The organism is Archangium sp. (assembly GCF_036389735.1).
Taxonomy (GTDB): domain Bacteria; phylum Myxococcota; class Myxococcia; order Myxococcales; family Myxococcaceae; genus Archangium.
The window spans coordinates 1-15,939 of the sequence record NZ_DASVWK010000602.1 but is presented as its reverse complement, the minus strand read 5'-3'; the positions used below and the strand labels follow the sequence as shown (position 1 = coordinate 15,939).

20 protein-coding genes and 1 pseudogene are annotated in these 15,939 nt (G+C 70.2%); 8 read left to right on the top strand and 13 right to left on the bottom strand.

From position 1 onward, the window contains the following. Positions 1-522: glycosyltransferase family 2 protein (locus VF794_RS21080; protein WP_331113153.1), on the bottom strand; the 522-nt coding region annotated here is incomplete at its 3' end. Between the two features lie 198 nt (positions 523-720). Here VF794_RS21080 and VF794_RS21075 point away from each other — a divergent pair. Next, positions 721-924, top strand: a complete 204-nt coding sequence (locus VF794_RS21075; RefSeq protein ID WP_309888227.1) for a cold-shock protein — start codon at positions 721-723, stop codon at positions 922-924. Positions 925-1,057: 133 nt separating this feature from the next. Here VF794_RS21075 and VF794_RS21070 read toward each other — a convergent pair whose 3' ends face one another. The 3 genes from VF794_RS21070 to VF794_RS21060 form a co-directional block, all read right to left on the bottom strand. After that, positions 1,058-1,438 carry a hypothetical protein gene (locus tag VF794_RS21070; RefSeq protein WP_331113151.1) on the bottom strand — a complete coding sequence of 127 codons (381 nt, stop codon included), beginning with the start codon at positions 1,436-1,438 and terminating at the stop codon, positions 1,058-1,060. After that, entirely contained in the window at positions 1,438-2,529 is a 1,092-nt protein-coding gene (locus VF794_RS21065) for an acyl-CoA desaturase (RefSeq protein WP_331113149.1), read from the bottom strand. The genes VF794_RS21070 and VF794_RS21065 overlap by 1 nt, the downstream gene beginning before the upstream one ends. Positions 2,530-2,642: 113 nt before the next feature. Continuing rightward, complete coding sequence (locus tag VF794_RS21060; RefSeq protein ID WP_331113147.1) at positions 2,643-4,079, bottom strand: pyridoxal phosphate-dependent decarboxylase family protein; 1,437 nt, start codon at positions 4,077-4,079, stop codon at positions 2,643-2,645. Between the two features lie 216 nt (positions 4,080-4,295). Here VF794_RS21060 and VF794_RS21055 point away from each other — a divergent pair. The 5 genes and pseudogenes from VF794_RS21055 to VF794_RS21035 all read left to right on the top strand — a co-directional run. Continuing rightward, positions 4,296-4,478 (top strand): annotated as a pseudogene (locus tag VF794_RS21055) (selenocysteine-containing); the annotation flags it as partial. 83 nt (positions 4,479-4,561) lie between these two features. Then, positions 4,562-4,897, top strand: coding sequence for a PRC-barrel domain containing protein (locus tag VF794_RS21050; RefSeq protein WP_331113145.1), 336 nt, complete (start codon positions 4,562-4,564; stop codon positions 4,895-4,897). A gap of 42 nt (positions 4,898-4,939) precedes the next feature. Next, the gene (locus VF794_RS21045; RefSeq protein WP_331113143.1) at positions 4,940-5,764 is read left to right on the top strand and encodes a 2,3,4,5-tetrahydropyridine-2,6-dicarboxylate N-succinyltransferase; all 825 of its coding nucleotides are present in this window, start codon (positions 4,940-4,942) and stop codon (positions 5,762-5,764) included. Positions 5,765-5,768: 4 nt separating this feature from the next. Beyond that, complete coding sequence (dapE, locus tag VF794_RS21040) at positions 5,769-6,845, top strand: succinyl-diaminopimelate desuccinylase (protein WP_331113141.1); 1,077 nt, start codon at positions 5,769-5,771, stop codon at positions 6,843-6,845. A 64-nt stretch (positions 6,846-6,909) separates the two neighbouring features. Then, the gene (locus VF794_RS21035; RefSeq protein WP_331113139.1) at positions 6,910-7,185 is read left to right on the top strand and encodes a hypothetical protein; all 276 of its coding nucleotides are present in this window, start codon (positions 6,910-6,912) and stop codon (positions 7,183-7,185) included. Here the strand turns inward: VF794_RS21035 and VF794_RS21030 are convergent. Genes VF794_RS21030 through glpK form a run of 4 tightly spaced genes read right to left on the bottom strand, consistent with a single transcriptional unit; the run spans position 7,152 to position 11,101 of the window. Beyond that, positions 7,152-8,030, bottom strand: coding sequence for a DMT family transporter (locus VF794_RS21030; RefSeq protein ID WP_331113137.1), 879 nt, complete (start codon positions 8,028-8,030; stop codon positions 7,152-7,154). The genes VF794_RS21035 and VF794_RS21030 overlap by 34 nt on opposite strands. Beyond that, the gene (locus tag VF794_RS21025; RefSeq protein ID WP_331113135.1) at positions 8,027-9,262 is read right to left on the bottom strand and encodes a hypothetical protein; all 1,236 of its coding nucleotides are present in this window, start codon (positions 9,260-9,262) and stop codon (positions 8,027-8,029) included. The genes VF794_RS21030 and VF794_RS21025 overlap by 4 nt, the downstream gene beginning before the upstream one ends. Before the next feature lies 1 nt (position 9,263). After that, positions 9,264-9,578, bottom strand: coding sequence for a 4a-hydroxytetrahydrobiopterin dehydratase (locus VF794_RS21020; protein ID WP_331113133.1), 315 nt, complete (start codon positions 9,576-9,578; stop codon positions 9,264-9,266). Positions 9,579-9,616: 38 nt separating this feature from the next. Further along, entirely contained in the window at positions 9,617-11,101 is a 1,485-nt protein-coding gene (gene glpK, locus VF794_RS21015) for a glycerol kinase GlpK (RefSeq protein WP_331113131.1), read from the bottom strand. Positions 11,102-11,198: 97 nt separating this feature from the next. Between glpK and VF794_RS21010 the strand changes: the two genes are divergently transcribed. Next, positions 11,199-11,732, top strand: a complete 534-nt coding sequence (locus tag VF794_RS21010) for an FHA domain-containing protein (RefSeq protein ID WP_331113129.1) — start codon at positions 11,199-11,201, stop codon at positions 11,730-11,732. 16 nt (positions 11,733-11,748) lie between these two features. On the opposite strand, the gene VF794_RS21005 is transcribed toward VF794_RS21010, so the two are convergent. Continuing rightward, entirely contained in the window at positions 11,749-12,039 is a 291-nt protein-coding gene (locus VF794_RS21005; RefSeq protein WP_331113127.1) for a hypothetical protein, read from the bottom strand. Between the two features lie 180 nt (positions 12,040-12,219). Here VF794_RS21005 and VF794_RS21000 point away from each other — a divergent pair, with 180 nt between their 5' ends. Beyond that, positions 12,220-12,939, top strand: a complete 720-nt coding sequence (locus VF794_RS21000) for an MBL fold metallo-hydrolase (protein ID WP_331113125.1) — start codon at positions 12,220-12,222, stop codon at positions 12,937-12,939. A gap of 61 nt (positions 12,940-13,000) precedes the next feature. On the opposite strand, the gene VF794_RS20995 is transcribed toward VF794_RS21000, so the two are convergent. The 4 genes from VF794_RS20995 to VF794_RS20980 all read right to left on the bottom strand — a co-directional run. Next, positions 13,001-13,417, bottom strand: coding sequence for a hypothetical protein (locus VF794_RS20995; RefSeq protein WP_331113123.1), 417 nt, complete (start codon positions 13,415-13,417; stop codon positions 13,001-13,003). Between the two features lie 63 nt (positions 13,418-13,480). Then, positions 13,481-13,897 carry a hypothetical protein gene (locus VF794_RS20990; RefSeq protein ID WP_331113121.1) on the bottom strand — a complete coding sequence of 139 codons (417 nt, stop codon included), beginning with the start codon at positions 13,895-13,897 and terminating at the stop codon, positions 13,481-13,483. A 42-nt stretch (positions 13,898-13,939) separates the two neighbouring features. Then, positions 13,940-15,118, bottom strand: a complete 1,179-nt coding sequence (locus tag VF794_RS20985) for a lipocalin-like domain-containing protein (protein ID WP_331113119.1) — start codon at positions 15,116-15,118, stop codon at positions 13,940-13,942. A gap of 4 nt (positions 15,119-15,122) precedes the next feature. Then, on the bottom strand, positions 15,123-15,939 hold an 817-nt coding region (locus VF794_RS20980; RefSeq protein WP_331113117.1), incomplete at its 5' end, for an ABC transporter permease.

The following is a 15,939-nucleotide window of genomic DNA, read 5'->3' as shown; positions in this document are numbered from 1 at the left end:
GACCTCGGCGCGGAAGGCCTTGTAGCAGGTCTCCATGTCGGTGAGGTTCAGGTTGCTCGTCATGTTGGAGAGCATGGTGAGCAGCTGGTTCATCACCGAGTGCCAGAAGTAGAGGACGCGCCGGGGCGTGCCGGTGAAGCGGCTGCCGAAGACCACGTCCGCGTCGCCGTCGATGATGGGCTGGATGACGCGGGGGATTTCGCGCGGGTCGTACTCGAGGTCCGCGTCCTGGACGATGACGATGTCCCCGGTGGACTCGGAGAAGCCGCGGCGCAGGGCGGCGCCCTTCCCCTGGTTCTTCTCCTGGAAGAGGATGCGCAGCTCGTTGCGATTCTTCGGGGCGGCGTCGACGACGGACAGGCCCTTGTCCACGAGCTGCTGCAGAAGCTCCCGGCTCCCATCGCGCGAGCAGTCGTCGACGATGACGAGCTCCTTGGGGAAGTCCACCGCGGTGATGCGGCGGAGGATTTCGGCGAGGGTGGAGATCTCGTTGTAGACGGGAATGACGACGGAGACGAGCATGGCGGGGCGCGGCTCTATCTGATTTCAGTCCCCCGTGCGACACTTCCGAGGGCCCCCGAGTGGTGGAAATCGGACAGAAGAAATAACGAAGGGGCTTCCTTTATTGAACCAAAGCTGCCACATAGGGGCCTCCGTTCGCACAGGCGCGACGGAGTTCCGGCGCATTTGACCGCGCCCGGATGAGAAAGAAGACAAGTAATGGCGACTGGTATCGTGAAGTGGTTCAATGACGCGAAGGGCTTCGGTTTCATCACTCAGGACGGCGGCGGCGAGGATCTGTTCTGCCACCACACTGCCATCCAGACCGAGGGCTTCCGCACCCTGGCCGAGGGCCAGCGCGTTGAGTTCGACGTCGCCCGCGGCCCCAAGGGCCTGCAGGCGCAGAACGTGCGCCCCATCTGATGGGGTCCTGAGCCACTTCGCTACATAGCAATGAGGCTCATACTTGGGGCCTGCTTCCCATCCGTGGGGGCAGGCCCTTGGTATTTGCGGGCCGTGAGGCCCGCGCCTGTTTGACGGGCCGGGAGGCTCCCGCCTACCAGTAACGGCGGGGCGCGGCCGGAGGAGGGGCGGGCGGAGCGGGCACCGGCTCGAGCATGCCGCAGGCCAGGAGCCGCTCGATGGCCGCCTTGACTTCCTTGGTCGTGGCGCAGTCCTCGAGGCTGCGCGTCGCCTCGGGAATGGTGCGGTCCCCCACGCCGAACTCCACCAGGAAGAGTCCATCCTCGGCGGTGAGCCCGCGCGGGCCGCTCCACGACTCGCGGGCCGCGTCGAACGGACCCCGGCCCGTGCCCGCGCCCGCCCGCGCCCTCTCCAGCATGAGGGTGTAGGAGGACACGGCCTCGTTGCCCTTCTGGGTGAGCCGGAACTTCTGCGCACGCCCGAAGCGGACCTTCTCCCCATTCTCGTCATTCATCACGCCACCTCCAGGACCGCGGGCCGACCCATCCGCTTGAGCCAGCGCACATGGCTGCCCAGCGCCGCGCCTACGCTCTTCTGCGCGCGGTAACGCACTCCGTGCTCCCGGCAGGTGTCCTCGATGATGCGCGAGAGCGCCGGGTAATGCAGGTGACACACCCTCGGGAAGAGGTGGTGCACCACCTGGAAGTTGAGCCCTCCCAGGTACCAGCACACCAGCGGGTTGCCCCGCGCGAAGTCGACCGTCGTCTCCACCTGGTGCACCGCCCACTCGCGCGGGAAGAGGCCGCTGCCCTGGGGAACCTCGGGGAAGGCCGCCTCCTCCACGCAGTGCGCGAGCTGGAACACGCTCGCGAGCGTGACGCCGAGCACGAACGAGGTCACCGCATAGCACAGCGCCACCTTCCACACGGGGTGGAAGAAGGCCGGCAGCACCAGCGCCCAGCCGAAGAAGAACAGCTTGCCGCCGAGCACTCCGACCAGGGTCCTCCCGGTGGGACGCGGCATCTTCTGCTTTCCGACGCGGCCGGTGAGCACGTCCTTGAAGTCATCCACGAAGTTCCACTTCACCGCGAGCAGCCCGTAGAGCAGCCAGATGTAGAAGTGCTGGAAGCGGTGGGCCGCGTGCAGCCGCTGGCCCGGGGCGACCCGGCAGAAGGGCTGGATGTCGATGTCCGCGTCGAGCCCGACCACGTTGGGGTGGCTGTGGTGGAAGATGTTGTGCTTCCAGCTCCAGACGTAGGAGGACGCGCCCAGGACATCGAGTGTCGACGCGAGGACCCGATTGACCGATTTGTGGTCCGAGTAGCCGCCATGGTTGGCGTCGTGCTGGACGCTGAAGCCGATGCCGGCCATCGCCAGTCCGAGCGACACGCACCCGGCCAGGGCGCTCCAGGCGCTCGTGCTCCCGAAGACGAGGAAGGCATACGAAGCCCCGAGCCAGCCGAGCAGGGCGGCGGTCTTCGCGTACATGCCCGGCAGGTCGCGCACCGAGCGACCGCTCTCCTGGAAGTAACCGTCTACCCGTGTCTTGAGAGCCTGATGAAAGGGGCCCGCTTCGAGGAACTTCGCCTTCGTCGCCTGCGCCAACGCCCACTCACTCTCGGGCCACCGATGGGTTCGCGGGCCGTGCGGGGTGAATCCCGGCGCGGTCCGTACCCCAGCTGAGTGACAACCCCTTCGTAACACGTGAAGGGCGGACCTCATACCCCCGCGCGCAGTGCATCCAGCATGGTCGCCAGGTCCTCGTCAGTGGTGAGCGGATTGATGAGGGTGGTGCGCAGCCACACGCGCCCGCCGAGCGTCGTCTGCACCAGGTAGAAGTCCCCGCTCGTCACGAGCGACTCGCGCAGGCGCACCTGGAGCGCGTCGAGCTCCGAGGCGGGCACGCCCGCGGGCGTGTGCCGGAAGCAGACGATGTTGCAGTCCGGGGTCACCGCCAGCTCGAAGTCCTCCGCGGCCTGGAGGCGCTCGGCGAAGCGGCGCGACAGATCGAAGGTGTCGGTGATGGCGTCGGAGAAGAGTCCCGTGCCCAACACACTCAGGCACGCGTACAGCTTGAGGGCCATCATCTCCTTGGTGCACTCCAGGGTACGCAACGCCACGTCGCTCCAGCGGCGCGTGTCCTGGCCGTGGAAGAGGTAGGAGGCTTCCTGCGCGAAGGCCTCGAAGGAGCGGTGGCCCTCGCGGAAGAGCACGGCGGTGACGAGCGCCGGCATCAGCATCAGCTTGTGCGCGTCCCACACCACCGAGTCGGCGCGCTCGATCCCCTTCACCTTGTGGCGGTAGGCCGGGCTGAGCGCGGCCGAGGCACCGTGGGCCCCGTCCACGTGGAACCACAGGTCGTGCCGCGCGCAGAAGTCGGCCACGGCCTCGAGCGGGTCGAAGGCCCCGGTGGCGGTGGAGCCCGCGCTGGCCACCACGGCGATGGGGCGGCGGCCGGCGCGCTTCGCCGTGGCGAGCGCCTCCTCCAGGGCCTCGGGGCGCAGCCGGTAGTGCGCGTCCACGGGCACGGGGGTGATGCCCTCGGCGCCCCAGCCCATCACCCGCACGGAGCGGGAGACGCAGTAGTGCGTCGTCTCGGGGACGAGCACGGTGAGGGGCGGCCCGGCGCTGGCGCCCCCGTTCCACGCGTCATGGCCGGCCTTGGCCTGACGCGCGGCGAGCAGCGCCGTGAGGTTGCCGGCGGAGCCCCCCGAGGTGAGGACGCCGCCGGCACCCTCGGGCAGGCCGAGCACCCCGGCCATCCAGCGCACCACGTGGTGCTCCATGACGGTGGAGACGGGCCCCATCTCGTAGACGGCCATGCCGTTGTTGAGGAGCGAGGAGGCGAAGTCGCAGAGGGCGGCGAGCGGCACGGGGGCCGACACCTGGTGGCCCACGAAGCGCGGGTGGTGCAGGTGCTGCGAGGCGTCGAGGACGCGCGAGAGGAGGGCCGGGAAGTCGCCGGAGGGCTCCTCGGGAAAGTCCGCGGGGAAGCGCTCGAGGTTGGTGGCCGGGGGCGCCCAGGGCAGCACGGGCCCCTCGCGGCGGGTGGTGCGGGCGAGGTGGTCGGCGAGCTGGTCCACCAGTTGGTGCCCCAGGCGGCGGAAGTGCTCGGGGTCGTAGGCGGCGGCGAGGTTCGGGCGCGGGGAGGACATGGGGGCCTGCATGGCCCCGAGGCGCTCCCTCGTCAATGGGTTCGTGGCCCGAGGGCGGCGGGGGGAGGTCCGTTCGCTTGCACGCCGCTCCCGAGGCGTTATTTCAAGCATTACCCACACAGCGAGGCGCGCTTCCCGTGCGCTTCCAGACCCAGGAGGCCCGCCATGGCCGGCCGTATCACCATCACCTATTGCAGTGCTTGAGGCTACAGGCCTCGGGCCGTCCGTGTGGCGGCCGCGCTGAAGAAGGACCTGAACCTGGACGCGGAGCTGAAGGTGGGGCCTTCGGGGAGCTTCGAGATCGCGGTGGACGGGAAGACGGTGTTGAAGAAGGAGTCGCTCGCCTTCCCCACCGAGCAGCAGATCGTGGACGCGGTGTCCAAGGAGATGGGGCGCTAGCGAGCAGCCAGGGGCCCGCCACCCAGGGCCGTGCTCCCCATCGACTGTCCGGGTCCTCACCTTGTGCGAGTGGAGGTGAGGCGATGGCCGTGAGCTGGTTGGAGTCCCCGTTCGAGCGGCGCTCGATTCAGCACTGGATGAAGGTGCACGACCAGGACGGGAAGGTGTTGGGGCGGGTGGCGTACGTCGGGGAGACGGTGCTGTTCGTCCGCCGGCGCTTCTCGCGCGAGGTGTGGGCGGTGCCCCTGCCGCGCGTGGAGCGGGTGACGGGGCGCGGCGTGTACGTGTCCGGGCGGGCGCACGAGGTGCTGGAGCCCGAGGGGGGCAGGCTGCACACGGAGCTCATCACGGCCACCTGCCCGCTGGCGGAGCCCCCCCGGTCCGGCATGGCCGCCGCCGACCAGCGGGCCCACGCATGAGGATGGTGCGGCACGCGGCGTTTCGTGCTTGAAGGAGCGGCCATGTCCTCCATCGAGAGTCTCTCCCAGAAGGTGTCCGCGGCATTCGCGGACCGGGCGAAGCTGAAGGAAGCCGATTACGCGGCGGCGGTGCGCGAGACGCTGGCCCTGCTGGATTCGGGCGAGGTGCGCGTCGCGGAGAAGGGGCCCGAGGGCTGGAAGGTGAATGCCTGGGTGAAGGAGGCCATCCTCCTGTTCTTCGCGCTCTCGGAGATGAAGGTGATGGAGGTGGAGCCCTTCGAGTTCTTCGACAAGATTCCGTTGAAGAAGGGGCTGGAGGCGGCGGGCGTGCGGGTGGTGCCGCCGGGCGTGGTGCGCTACGGCGCGTTCGTGGAGCGCGGGGCGATCGTGATGCCCGGCTACGTGAACATCGGGGCGCGGGTGGGCTCGGGGACCATGGTGGACACGTGGGCCACGGTGGGCAGCTGCGCCCAGGTGGGCCGCGACGTGCACCTGTCGGGCGGCGTGGGACTGGGCGGGGTGCTCGAGCCGCCCACGGCCTCTCCCGTCATCATCGAGGATCGGGCCTTCATCGGCAGCCGCTGCATCGTGGTGGAGGGCGTGGTGGTGGAGGAGGAGGCGGTGCTGGGCGCCAACGTGGTGCTCACGGCCTCCACGCAGATCATCGACGTCACGGGCCCCGAGGAGAAGGTCTACAAGGGCCGGGTGCCGGCGCGCAGCGTGGTGATTCCGGGCATGAAGGAGAAGCAGTTCCCCGCCGGGCGCTACATGGTGCCGTGCGCGCTCATCATCGGGCAGCGCAAGGAGAGCACCGACAAGAAGACGAGCCTCAACGCGGCCCTGCGCGACTTCGCGGTGTCGGTGTAAGCCGGTGAGTGACCTCGTCACCCGCCTCGCGCGGTCCACCCTGTCGCTGTGCCGCATTCCCAGCCCCATTGGCGAGGAGCGGCTCATCGCCGACCACGTGGAGCGCTGGGCGCTCGAGCACTTCCCGCGGCGCGAGGTGTTCCGGCAGGGGCACTCGCTGGTGCTGGGGAGCCTCCTGGACGCGCGGCCCACGGTGGCACTGGTGGGGCACCTGGACACGGTGCCCGCGCACCCGAACGACCGGGAGCCGAGGATTGAAGGGGAGCGCGTCTTCGGGCTCGGCTCCTCGGACATGAAGGGTGGGCTGGCGGTGATGATGGCGCTGGCGGAGGATCTGCCGCGCGCCGAGCTGCCGGTGAACCTCGTGGTGGTGCTCTACGAGCGCGAGGAGGGCCCCTACCTGGAGAGCGGGCTCGGGCCGCTGTTCGACACTCGCCCGGAACTCAAGCGGGTGAAGTTCGGCATCGCCATGGAGCCGACGGACGGGGTGGTGCAGGTGGGGTGCGTGGGCAGCCTGCACGTGACGCTGCGGTTCAAGGGGCGGAGCGCGCACTCGGCGAGGCCCTGGCAGGGGGAGAACGCCATCCACAAGGCGGGGCCGCTGCTGGCCCGGTTGCTGACGCTTCCGAGGCGCGAGGTGGTGCGGGACGCGTTCACCTTCTACGAGGTGATGAACATCACCAAGGCCTCGGGAGGGCGTGCGCGCAACGTGATTCCCGAGGCGTTCGAGCTGAACCTGAACTACCGGTTCGCACCGGGCAAGAGCGTGCAGCAGGCGCAGCAGGACGTGCGGGAACTGGTGGGGGAGGTGGCGGAGGTGGAATTCACGGACCTCGCGCCGAGCGGGCGGGTGTGCGCGGACAACCCGCTGTTCCAGGAGTTGATGGCGCTCACGGGGCTGCCGGCGGCCTCGAAGCAGGCGTGGACGGACGTGGCGCGCTTCTCGGAACTCGGGGTGGACGCGGTGAACTTCGGGCCGGGGGAGACGGCCCAGGCGCACCAGGCGAACGAGAGTGCCCCCATCCCCGCGCTGGCGGTGGCCTACGAGAAGCTGGCGACCTTCCTGCGCAACGCGGGGTGAGGCTGTCCGCCCCCTGGGTTGCCCCCGTGCATGAAGATGCGGCGGCCGGGTGTTGGAGACGCTGATGAACCCCGAGATTCTCCTCCAGGAGTCGCCGTCCTTCCGGCGCACGGTGGTGACGATGGTGCTGATCGCCATCCTGCTGTTCGACTGGCAGCCGGACTCTCGCCTGCTCAGCGCTCCGGCGCAGCGGCGGGAGGATGACCGGCCCCTCCCCGAAGATGGGCACGAGCCGAGGCCCCAGGTCGCGAGGTCTCCCCATTCCGCGCACCTGGAGGGCCCAGCGCGTCCCCTCCCGGGCGGGCGTCAGGCGGCTCGGCGGCGTCCGGGTCGACGCTGAGCAGCGGTGAGGGCCAAGAGCACCCCGCACAGCAGGGCACCGCCCGCCCCCACCAGCCGCACTGTCAGTGTCTCGCCCAGCAGCAGCACTCCGCCCACCGCCGCCGCCACCGGCACCGCGAGTTGCACCACCGCCGCGCGCATCGCCGTCAGGTGCGGCAGCGCCGCGTACCACAGGCTATAGCCCACGCCCGAGGCCAGCGCCCCCGAGGCCACCGCGAGCCCCACGCCCGCTGGAGTCACCCGGGGCGTCTCCAGCACCAGCCGCCCCAGCACCGAGAACCCCAGCGTCATCGGCACGCCGCGCAGGAAGTTGTCCGCCGTCGCCGCCAGCGGGTCCGCGGTGCCTCGGCCTCGCAGCGAGTACACGCCCCAGGCCACGCCCGCCCCCGCCATCAGCGTCGCCCCCAGTGCGTCCGGTGCCGTCGCTCCTGGCAGTCGCAGCACCAGCAGGCCCCCAAGCGCCATCGCCAGCCCCAGCCACTCCAGGAGACTGGGGCGCTCGCCCCGGAAGAGGCCCACGCCCAGCATCGTCGCCTGCACGCAGCCGAAGAGGATGAGGGCGCCTACGCCCGCCGGAATGCGCACGTAGGCCAGCGAGAAGCCCGCCGCGTAGGTGAAGAGCGCCAGCGCCGAGCCCCAGGAGCCCTGGGGTTTTCCTCCTCCTCTCGCCCGGAGCAGCAGCCAGAGGACTCCCGCTCCCGAGAGGATGCGGACACTCGTGAAGCTCGCCGCGTCGATGCGCCATGCTCCGTTCCCGAGTGCCGCTCGGCACAGGAGCGAGTTGGCCGCGAAGCCGAGGAGCGCCAGCACCGTGAGGGCCGCGGTCTTCCACCCCGGGCTCACCTCCAGAAGCCCACCGAGACACCGAAGTTCGAGTAGCGCCGCGAGGCGTCGAACGACGCCGTCAGCGCCCAGTCCTCCCAGTAGCGGAACAGGAAGAGCTCGAAGCCTCCCGTCAGGTGCGGTCTCGGCAGGTGGTCCGCGAACGGCGAGGGCTCGATGAACGCTCCCAGTCGCGTGCGCAGCCGGCCCGGCCACGTCTCATGCTCCACCCCCACCCGCGGCTGGAGCATCCCCGCGGCCCCCACCTTCGTGGGCTCCGTCAGCGCCGTGAACGAGTGCACCGACACCGCGTTCTCCGCTCGCGAGATGAAGTCCGCCTGCGCGCTCAGCAGCCACCGACCCGCCAGTCCTGTCTTCTCGTCCTCGGGCGGCAGCTCCGTGAAGTGCTCACCCTCCAGCATCTGCCGGCGCGCCGCCGGGGAGAGGCGGTTGTAGCGCTCGGCGCCCTCGCCCAGGCGCCAGCTCACCCCCAGCGACAGCACCGCCGGCGACACCACCGCCGAGTAGAGCTGCCGGCCCGCCAGGAAGGGCACCTGTCCCGCCTCCCGCCGCCACGCCCCCACCACCTCGGGCCGCACCGACACACCCAGCCGGTACGGTCTCCCGAGCGGCCGGTACAGCACGTCCAGCGCGAGGCCCGTGTCCCCGTAACGCCAGGCGCCTTCCGCCTGGTGGCTGAAGACCGCCTGCGCGCTGTAGATGCCGAAGCCGAGGATGAACTCGTCGTGCCCCAGCGCCACCGCGCCCGCCAGCGCCGTCTGGAGCAGCGACACGCGCAGCAGGTCCTTCGGGTCGCAGTGGACCGTGTTGCAGTAGCCCACCTGGTAGTTGCGCAGCGAGAAGCCCAGGCCGAAGTTGCGGTACTGGAGCAGCACCCCGCCCAACACCTGGAGCGTCTCCGGGGCGTCGTCGGCGAGGCCGTCGTTGTCCAGGTCCTTCCCCTTGGCCTTGGCCAACGGCAGATCCAACCAGGACAGCGTCACCCCCACGTCCCAGTCCCGGTCCAGGTTCGGCGAGCGGTGCGCGAGCGCGGCCAGGTTGCTGTTGAAGCCCGCCACGCCCTCGGCGATGCCCACGTAGGCCCCGCCCAGCGCCACCACCCGCGAGGAGCCCATCAGCACCCCCGAGTTGACGTACAGCCGCTCGGGCCGGGTGGCCGCGGGCACCTCGTCCTGTGCCCACGCCCCCGGTACCGCCAGCAGCCCCCACGCGACGAAGAGTGCCGCTCTCATCTCATCCGCCCTGCTTCACTCCGCCGGCGAACAGCATGTCCGCCTCGGCCGCCAGCTTCGTGTCCCGCCACGTCAGCCCGCCCGCGTCGTGCGTCACCAGCGCCAGCGTCACCTTCCTCCACCGGATGTCGATGTCCGGGTGGTGGTTCGCGGCCTCCGCCGCCTTCGCCACCCGGCTCACGAACTCGATTCCCTCCAGGAAGCCCGGCGCCTCGTAGGTGCGGCGAATCATCCCACCCTCGTGCTTCCACTCGGGGTGCTCGGCGAGGAACTGCTTCAGGGCCTCGGGGGTCAACTGCGTGCGGTCATGGGCCATGGGCCTCTCCTCTCTAGCTCACCGTGGGGGATGCTGTCTCAGGCCCGCTCCACCGCCCGGCGCCACTTGGCCAGGTTGCGCTCGCGCACCTCGGACTTCATCTTCGGCTTGAAGACCTTGCCCACCTTCCAAGCCCGGCGGATGGCGTCCGTGCTGCTCCACACCCCCGCTCCCAGGCCCGCCAGGAAGGCCGCCCCCAGGCTCGTCGTCTGGAGGTTCTGCGGGCGCACCACCTCCGTGCCCAGCACGTCCGCCTGGAACTGCATCATCAGGTTGTTGGCCGAGGCCCCTCCATCCACCTTGAAGGCCGGAATCTCCCGCCCGCTGTCGCGCCGCATGGCCTCGGCGAGGTCATGAATCTGCATCGCCACGCCCTCGAGCGCCGCGCGCGCCAGGTGGGCCACGGTGGTGGAGCGGTCGATACCGGCGAAGAGGCCACGGGCCTCGGGACGCCAGTGCGGCGCTCCCAGCCCCGCGAGCGCCGGGACGAACACCACGTCCCCGCTCTCCTTCACGCTGGCCGCCAGCGGCTCCACGTCCGCGGCCTTCTTGATGACCTTCAGCCCGTCGCGCAGCCACTGCACCGCGGCTCCGGCGATGAAGGAGCTGCCCTCCAGCGCGTACGCCGTCTTGTCCCCGATGCGCCAGGCCACCGTGGTGAGCAACCCCGCCTTCGAGAACACCGGCGTGTCCCCCGTGTTCATCAGCAGGAAGGCCCCCGTGCCGTAGGTGCACTTGGCCTCACCCGGCGTGAAGCACGCCTGTCCGAAGAGCGCCGACTGCTGGTCCCCCGCCATGCCGGTGATGGGGATGCCGTCCGGCAGGCCGCGCATGCCCCGGGTGGTGCCGTAGCTCTCGGACGAGCCGCGAATCTCCGGCAGGCACGCGGAGGACACGCCGAAGAGGGAGAGCATGTCCTCGTCCCACTTCATCGTCCGCACGTCCATCAGCAGCGTGCGGCTCGCGTTGGTGACGTCGGTGACGTGCGACTGGCCCCCGGTCATCTTGTAGACGAGCCAGGTGTCGACGGTGCCAAAGCACGCGTCGCCCTTCTCGGCGCGCTTCCGGGCCCCCTTCATGTGCTCCATCATCCAGGACAGCTTGGTGCCCGAGAAGTACGGGTCCAACACCAGGCCCGTCTTCTGGCGCACCCGGTCCTCCTCGCCCCGCTCGCGCAGCTTCGCGCACTGCTCCGAGGTGCGCCGGTCCTGCCAGACGATCGCGTTGCCCAGGGGCTTGCCGCCCTCGCGCAGCCACAGGCCCGACGTCTCGCGCTGGTTGGTGATGCCCACCGCGGTGATGTCCTTGCCCGCGAGGTTCGCGTCCTTCAGCGCCCGGCGGATGCACTGCTCGACGGTGGCCCAGATCTCCTCCAGGTCGTGCTCCACCCACGAGGGCTTGGGGAAGTGCTGGGTGAACTCCCGGTATGAGCTCCCCACTACTCGCAGCTTGTCATCGAGGATGGAGACATGGGTGCCGGTGGTGCCCTGGTCCACTGCCAGCACGTACTTCGCCTTCGCCATGGATATGACTCCCGCGGTTGCCTGGGTGGTGTGCGGGCGAACCATAGCCGAGCCGGGGAACTTGGCACGCGCGGCGTACGCGCCTAGCCTGCGCGCCATGCCTTCGGTCAGGGAATTGCGAGTGCTGGGTCGGGTGGACGTGCGGACGTTCCTGTCCGAGCATGGACCCGTGGCGCTCATCCAACAGCCGCCCTCGCCCGTCTTCCAGCAGGTGGCCCAGCAGATGGGCCAGGCGCGCACCGTCTTCATGGCGCACCGCTCCCGGCTGGCGGACCGGCTGATGGCGATGTTGCAGGGCTTCGAGCACCTCCAGGTGCTCTTCCTCAAGCCGAAGACGGACGGCGAGGTGTTCGCGGTGGGCCGCCTGGAGACGAGCTCCCTGGTGATTCACGACCCGTCCGTCTCCAAGTTCCACGCGCTGCTGCGCTGGAGCGCGGCCGAGAAGTGCTGCTACCTGCGCGACGCCGACTCGATGAACGGCACCTTCGTCAACGCCGTGGCCCTGGGCGAGCAGGAGCAGCAGCTCGTCGACGGGGACGGCATCGCCTTCGGAGACGCACAGTTCCTCTACGTGCACTCCGAGACGCTGCACGCGCACCTGGGCGCGGCCGTCCCCGCCACCTCTCGCTAGGCCTCGAGGGGAAGGCTCAGACCGGCACCGCCGCGCGCCGGTTGGCCAGGAGGCGGCGCACCCCGAAGAGCGCCAGACCCCCGAGGCTGAAGCGGCTCAGCGGGGTGAGGCTCAAGAGGAAGGTGGCCGGGGTGAGGGGCCTGGCGGCTCCCAGCCGGTACCAGGGCGCGCGGGGCTGCTTGAGGAACTTCGCCAGAAGCCAACCACCGACTGCCTTGTTGATGAGGGCCATGCCGTCGCTCTCCGGGTAGATGAGGGGAGGTGTCCCCTGGGTCCACAAGCTGGAGATGGCGGGGCGCGTGGACATCCCGAGAACCGAAGGCGGGCGCTCGCTCGCCCGTCCGCCCCACGAGCCGCTTCCAGGCACCGTTCACCAGGAGGCGCCCCAAGGGGGGACGACGGTCGTTCGGCCGTGCCGCTGGCGGGCAGTGCCTACCTTCCACCCCGTTCCGGGCGCACGGGCGCACCCGGCAGGGGGAGGCAGGGAATGAAGGGGTTCCTCTTCGAGGAGCTGAACGGTGGGGCCAGCTGTCGCACGTATCTCATCGTCAGCCCGAGAACACGCGAGGCGCTCATCGTGGACCCGGTGCTGGAGCTCGTGCCGGGCTACCTTCAGCGGCTCGGGAAGGACCAGCTCCGGTTGACGATGGTGGTGGACACCCACACGCACGCGGACCACCTGTCCGGAGGCCGGGAGCTGGCGCGGATGACGGGCGCCGAGTTCGCGGGGGTTCCGTGGGACGTGGTCCATCGGCCGCTGCACGAGGGCGACGTGCTGGAGGTGGGGGACGTGCGCATCGCCGTCTGGGAGACGCCGGGCCACACCGCGGACTCGCTGGTGCTGCGCATGGAGGACCGGGTGCTCACGGGCGACACGCTGCTCATCGGCGCCACGGGGCGGACGGACCTGCCCTCGGGGGATGCCGAGGCCGAGTACCACAGCCTCCAGCGTCTGCTGTCACTGCCCGGGGACACGCTCGTGTTCCCCTCCCACGACTACGGGGGGCGGACGTTCAGCACCATCGGCCACGAGCGCCTCACCAACCCGCGCCTGCGCCTGGACTACGAGGTCTTCATGCGGATGATGACGACGCCGCGCAGCGAGAAGCCCGCCCGCCTGGCGGAGGCGCTCGCCTACAACACGCGTCCGCGCGACGAGGACGAGACGCGCGTGCCCCTGTCCGAGCAGACGCCCGCGTTCTTCTAGGGACGCGGGCCCGAGCGCCGCGCCGCCCACCGTGCGAGGGGCGGCCGGCGGAGGGAAACGGTCAGGCGACCTGGGCGCTGCGCCGGTTGCGCTCGCGGGCCAGGAACTCTCGCGCCTCCTCCTCGGTGGAGACGAAGTGCAGCTCGAAGGTGAGCCGGCCGGTGAGGTAGTGCATGAGGGACAGGCTCTTGGCCACGGCCTTCTGGATGAAGCCCGCCCCGATGTAGATGGAGCCGAGGAACCACGCCGGGTTGATGTTCCGCGAGACGTGCTCGCGGGCCTCGGCGTCCACGGTGGTGGCCTCGCGCAGGTCCGTCACCACGTAGAAGGGCTGCTGGCTTCCCAGCTCCCTGTACAGCTCCGAGAGCGCCGTGGCGTCCTTCAGGCTGGTGTCGCCCTGAATCGTCACCCACAACGTTTCCGGCTCTTCGAACCGGGCCTGATGCATTCCGAACTTCCACTCGCGCTGGATGGTCACGTGTGCCCCTCCGTGTCGTTCGCGGCGCATCCTACCCGTCAGGGTACAGCCGGGAATGACGCTTCAGGGCCTCGTGTCGTGTAGCGAGCGCTCCTGGGCGATGAACTCGCGCGCCTCCTGCGGCGTGGAGACGAAGTGCTGGATACGCGACGCCTTGCCCCTGAGCGAATGGAGGAAGGTCATGCTGCTGGCCACGGCGCGCTGGGACAGGCTCGCCCCGATGTAGACGCTGGCCTGGAACCACTCCATGCGCAGGTTCCACGAGACGTGGTCCCTCGCCGTCAGGTCCACCGAGGTGGCCTCGCTGAGGTCCGTCACCACGATGATGGGCCGCTGGGCCCCCAGCTCCCGGTAGATTTCGAGCAGGGCGACGGCATCCGCCAGCGAGGTGTGGCCGCGGACCTTCGTCCAAAGGATGTTGGGCGGCTCCAGCCAGGCATGGTGTGTCCCGACGGTCCACTCACGCGCGTGCGACGACATGGTTTCGCCTCCGTTGGACGCCAGTCTACCCATCCGCGCCGCTCAGTGAACGCGCCTGGGCGAGTCTCCGTAGCCAGTCAACTCTACGTAGCCACGCCCCTCGACGGGGACACCCCCGGTGGAGCCCGTGAAACGCACGGAGCCCTCCCAATAGCGCACGCTCACGGACAGTTCCTGGTTGGTCTGGGCGGGGGTGATGTCCAATGTCAGACGCTGGGAGGGCACCGAGAGCTTCCAGCGGGCCGGGTACGTCGCGCCGCTCGGGCTCTTCCACGTGTCTCCCACCTCCAGCCGCACGTCGTCGCGCGAGAGCCGCACGGGCTCGCCCTGGGCGGGGACGAAGGTGCCCGCGCTCAAGGGGTCCGCCGTGCCGTCGCGCTGGCGGAGCTGGTAGTACATGAGCTCGCTGCCGTCCGAGAGCTGGAGCGCGAACCAGTCCCAGCCCACCTGGTCGCCGCTGAGCGCGCTGGTGCTCCACTCGCGATCCATCCAGCTCTGGCCCGTCACCTCGTGGGCCCGGCCGTCCACCGTCACCTGCCCGCGCGTGGGCATGCGGGTGAGCGAATAATAATAGGAGGCGTTGCCCCGCTCGGGCCCCTTCTGGCTCAAGCCCCGGTCGCCCTGGAGCACCGGCGGCTTGCCGGGCTCCAGCACCAGCGACAGCGACACGCCCTCGCCCTGGGCGGTGAGTCGCATGGACCCGGTGCCCTCGCCCACCGCCTCCGCGCTCCAGCCCTCCAGCCATACCTTGAAGGGCTCCGCCTGGGCGCCCGCCAGCCCCAGTGTGCCACGGCTGAAGCGCTCGAAGGCGTGGAAGCGTCCAGCGCCAATGTCCGAGAGCGCCAGGTGCCCCATGTACACCTGCCGCGTGCCCCACTCGGACGTGCGCTGCTTGTCCTCCGGGGCGAGCGCGTTGCGGAAGAGGGTGAGCTGGTAGCCGAAGTCGTGCCCGTTCGCCGTGGAGAGGTTGCCCGTCCAGTACCACCACTCGGTGCGGAACCCGGGGTGCGGGCCGTGGTCCCCGGGGAAGCGGAAGGCCCGGGGCTCGAGGGCGCGCGTGTAGCCCTCCGTGCCCACGGCCGAGCCTCCGAGCGCCTCGGCCACCTTCAGCGTCGGCTCACCCCCCGAGGGCGAGGAGGCATCGCGGGTGACGTAGGCCGCCCCCGCCGCGAGCCCCACGAGCACCACCCCCACGCCGATGACGAGTCCGCGTCCGCGCATCGCCTCACTCCTCTCTCAACGCCATGGCGGGGTTGGCACGCGACATCTTCCAGGCCGGGTACAGGCCGGCGAGCGCCGCCGCCAGCAGCGCCAGTCCCAGCGCCTGGAGCAGCACGCCCGGGTCCACCAGCAGTTGCAGCGTCCACCCGAAGGAGCGCTGGTTGATGACGTGGACGAGCACGTACGCGAGCGCCACGCCGAGCGGCAGCGCGAAGAGTCCGGCCAGCACGCCCAGCAGCCCCGTCTGGAGGGACACGAGGCCCCACAACTGGCGCGGGGTGAGGCCGGTGGCGCGCAGCACCGCGAACTCCCGCGCCCGCTCCAGTTGCAGCGCCATCAGCGCGCTGAGCACGCCGATGAAGGCCACGCCCACCGCGAGCAGCCGCAGCACATGGGTGATGGTGAAGGTGCGGTCGAACACCTCCAGGGACGTCTCGCGCAGCGCGCGGTTGGAGCGGATGTCCAGGGCCTGGGCGTCTCCGGCGCGCTCGCGCACCCGGGCCACCAGGGCGTCCACGTCCTGCCCCGGCGCGGCGAAGAGGGCCACGCCGCTCACCCGCGCGTCGTCGAAGTAGCGCAGGTAGGTGGAGCGCGGCACCAGCAACGTGCCCGTGTCCGAGCCATAGTCGAAGTATACGCCCACCACCCGGAAGCGGCGCGGGCCCTTGTCCGTGGCCAGCTCCACCGTGCCGCCCACGCCCACGCGGCGGTGGAAGGCGAAGGGCTCGGAGACGAGGACGGTGTCTGGCGCCTCCAGCTCCGTCCAAACCCGCTCCGCGTCGCCCTCCTTGAAGCGGTAGGGGCGCACCCGGGTGTCGCCG